The organism is Streptomyces sp. CO7, assembly GCF_053474865.1.
The window spans coordinates 65,517-69,072 of the sequence record NZ_JBRIOU010000006.1 but is presented as its reverse complement, the minus strand read 5'-3'; the positions used below and the strand labels follow the sequence as shown (position 1 = coordinate 69,072).

Genomic DNA, 3,556 nt, shown 5'->3' with positions numbered 1-3,556 from the left:
GCTGGAGGCCGCCCGCGTCGTCGCCCGCGAACGCCGGCGCCACCCGCGGCTGCGTCCCCTGCTGGTCGTCGTCACCGACGGCCGCGCCACCGGCGGCAAGGACGCCGTCTCCCGCTCGCTGCAGGCCGCCGACCAGGTCGCCTCCCTCGGCGTCAGCACCGTGGTGGTCGACAGCGAGTCCGGACCCCTGCGGCTCGGCCTGGCCGCCGGCCTGGCCGCCCGCCTGCACGCCGACCACCTGCCCGTCCGCGAGGTCAGCGCCGACGCGCTGAGCACCGCCGTCCGAGAGAGGGCCGCCTGATGCCCCAGGGACAGCCGACCGTCGTGCCCGACGACGGACTCACCACCCGCCAGCGCCGCAACAAGCCCCTCCTGGTCGTCCACACCGGCGACGGCAAGGGCAAGTCCACCGCCGCCTTCGGCCTCGCCCTGCGCGGCTGGAACCAGGGCTGGAACATCGGGGTCTTCCAGTTCGTCAAGTCCGCCAAGTGGCGCATCGGCGAGCAGACGGTCCTCGAACGCCTGGGCCGGCTCCACGAGGAGACCGGCGAGGGCGGCCCCGTCGAGTGGCACAAGATGGGATCCGGCTGGTCCTGGACCCGCAAGCACGGCGACACCGAGGACCACGCCACGGCCGCCGCCGAAGGCTGGGCCGAGATCAAGCGGCGCCTGGCCGAGCAGACCCACGACCTGCTGGTCCTCGACGAGTTCACCTACCCCCTCGCCTGGGGCTGGATCGACGTCGAGGACGTCGTCACCGCCCTGCGCGAGCGCCCCGGCCGTCAGCACGTGGTGATCACCGGGCGCCGGGCCGCCCCGCAACTGCTCGAGGCCGCCGACCTGGTCACCGAGATGACCAAGGTCAAGCACCCCATGGACGCGGGGCAGAAGGGCCAGCGAGGCATCGAATGGTGACGCCCGCCCGGCCCGGATCCTCGCCGGCCCCGCACGGCGCGGAGCCCGTGCCGCTGCCCCGGATCATGATCGCCGCCCCGATGACCGGTCAGGGCAAGACCACCGTCGCCACCGGCCTGATGGCCGCGCTGCGCGACGCCGGCCACACGGTCAGCGGCCACAAGACCGGCCCCGACTACATCGACCCCGGCTACCACGCCCTCGCCACCGGCCGCCCAGGCCGCAACCTCGACCCGCACCTGGTGGGGGAGGAGCGCGTCGCGCCGCTCCTGCTGCACGGGGCCCGCGGCGCCGACGTCGCCGTCGTCGAGGGCGTGATGGGCCTGCACGACGGACGGATCGGCACGGACGGCTTCGCCTCCACCGCCCACGTCGCCGCCCTCACCCGCACACCGGTCGTCCTGGTCGTCGACGTCTCCCGGATGTCCCGCTCGGCCGCGGCGATCGTCGAGGGCATGGCCTCCTACGACCCCGCCGTCGACGTCGTCGGCGTGATCCTCAACAAGGCCGGCTCCGAGCGGAACGTCGCCGAGATCCGCCGCTCCCTGCGGCTGCCCGTGCTCGGCGTCGTGCACCGCGACGAGGAGATCGGCACCCCCTCCCGCCACCTCGGGCTCGTCCCCGCCGCCGAACGCGAGGACTCGGCCCGCGCCGTCCGCCGGCTCGGCGAGCGGATCGCCCGGGACGTCGACGTCGACGCCGTCCTCGCCCTGGCCCGCAGCGCACCGTCGCTGGACGCCGTGGCCTGGAACCCGGCCGACGAGGTCACCGCGCCGCCCGGCGGCGAACGCCCGGTCGTCGCCGTGGCCGGCGGCCGTGCCTTCACCTTCCGCTACAGCGAGACCGAGGAACTCCTGGCCGCCGCGGGCTGCGAGGTCGTCGCCTTCGACCCGTTGACCGACCCCGCCCTGCCCCCCGGCACCCGTGGCCTCTACCTCGGCGGCGGCTTTCCCGAGGTGTACGCCGCAGAGCTCGCCGCCAACGCGCCCCTGCTGGCCTCCGTCCGGCAGGCCGTCCGGGACGGCCTGCCCACCGTGGCCGAATGCGCCGGCCTGCTCTACCTCACCGAGACCCTCGACGACACCCCCATGGCCGGCGTCGTCCCCGCCCAGGCCGCGATGACCGGACGCCTCACCCTGCGCTACCCGCACGCGACCTCGCCCGGTGACACCCTCCTGACCCGGGCGGGGGAGCGGGTCACCGGTCACGAGTTCCACCGCACCCGCACCGCCCCCGGCGCCTGTTCCACCACCCCCGCCTGGGAGATCGACGGCCGCCCGGAGGGCTTCGCCTCACCGACGCTGCACGCCTCCTACCTGCACGTCCACTGGGCCGGACACCCCCGGCTCGCCCAGCGGTTCGCCGACGCCGTGCACCGCGCGGGCGCGTCCGGCGCCCCGCAACCCGACGGCGCCGCAGCCTGGGACCCGCTGCGGCACCACGGCGACTCCGAGGCCCGCGGCGGACTCCTCGACCTCGCCGTCAACGTCTACCCGGGCGAGCGCCCCGACTGGCTCGACCGCGCGCTGCACGACAGCATCGCCGACGCCGCCGCCTACCCCGACGCCGAACCCGCCCGCCGGGCCGTCGCCCGCCGCCACCACCGGCCGCCGCAGGAGGCGCTGCCCACCGCGGGCGCCGCCGAGGCGTTCACCCTCGTCGCCCGCCTGCGCCCCTGGCGGCGCCCGGTGGTCGTCCACCCGCAGTTCACCGAGCCCCACGCCGCCCTCGAACAGGCCGGACACACCGTCACCAGCGTGTTCTGCCGCCCCGAGGACGGCTTCGCCCTCGATGCGGCCGCCGTCCCCGAGGACGCCGACCTCGTGGTGATCGGCAACCCCACCAACCCCACCGGAGCCCTCCACCCGGCCGCGACGCTGCGCGCGCTGCGCCGCCGCGGCCGCCTGATCGTCGTCGACGAGGCCTTCATGGACGCCGTCCCCGGCGAACCCGAGTCCCTCGCCGACGAGCGCGCCGAGGGGCTGCTGGTGATCCGCAGCCTCACCAAGCACTGGTCGATCCCGGGCATACGCGCCGGGTACGTCGTCGGCGACCCGGCTTTCGTGCGGGAACTCGCCCGCGCCCAGACCCCCTGGTCGCTGTCGTCGCCCGCTGTCGCCGCCACCGTCGCCTGCACCGCCCCAAAGGCGCTCCCCGAGGCCCGTGCTCGGGCCGAACAGCTCGCCTTGTGGCGGGAGTTCCTCCAGGACGGGCTGACCGCCGCCGGGGTCCCGTTCACCCCCTCCAGCGGCCCCTTCGTCCTCGCCCGGCCGGGGGAGGGGCTGCACGGTCTGCTCCGCGAGCACGGTGTCGCCGCCCGGCGCGCCGACACCTTCCCCGGCCTGGACGCCTCCTGGATCCGCCTCGCGGTCAGGCCGCCGGAGACCACCCGCCGCTTCCTCGACGCCCTCGCGGAGGTGCGGGCATGCGCCACTCCCGCGTGACCCTCTCCCCGGCGGGCACCCGCGCGGCCGGTCTCCTCCTGGGGCACGCCGCCGACCGGGTCCTGGGCGACCCTCGCCGCTTCCACCCGGTCGCCGGCTTCGGCACCGTCGCCGGGGCCCTCGAACGGCGACTGCACGCCGACTCCCGCGCCCGGGGCGCCGCCTACACCACGCTGCTGGTCGGCGGCGTCGCGGCC

The 3,556-nt window shown here is 76.2% G+C and carries 3 protein-coding genes and 1 pseudogene; all 4 read left to right on the top strand.

What is annotated here, in order from left to right; genetic code table 11:
- Positions 1–301, top strand: a pseudogene (locus ACOV8S_RS21655) (magnesium chelatase); the annotation flags it as partial.
- A complete protein-coding gene (gene cobO / locus ACOV8S_RS21650) occupies positions 301–915 on the top strand; it encodes a cob(I)yrinic acid a,c-diamide adenosyltransferase (RefSeq protein WP_448319562.1) in 615 nt (204 codons plus the stop codon). The pseudogene ACOV8S_RS21655 and the gene cobO, both read left to right, overlap by 1 nt.
- Positions 909–3,359, top strand: coding sequence for a cobyrinate a,c-diamide synthase (locus tag ACOV8S_RS21645; protein WP_448319560.1), 2,451 nt, complete (start codon positions 909–911; stop codon positions 3,357–3,359). The genes cobO and ACOV8S_RS21645 overlap by 7 nt, the downstream gene beginning before the upstream one ends.
- On the top strand, positions 3,341–3,556 hold a 216-nt coding region (locus ACOV8S_RS21640; protein WP_448319559.1), incomplete at its 3' end, for a cobalamin biosynthesis protein. The genes ACOV8S_RS21645 and ACOV8S_RS21640, both read left to right, overlap by 19 nt.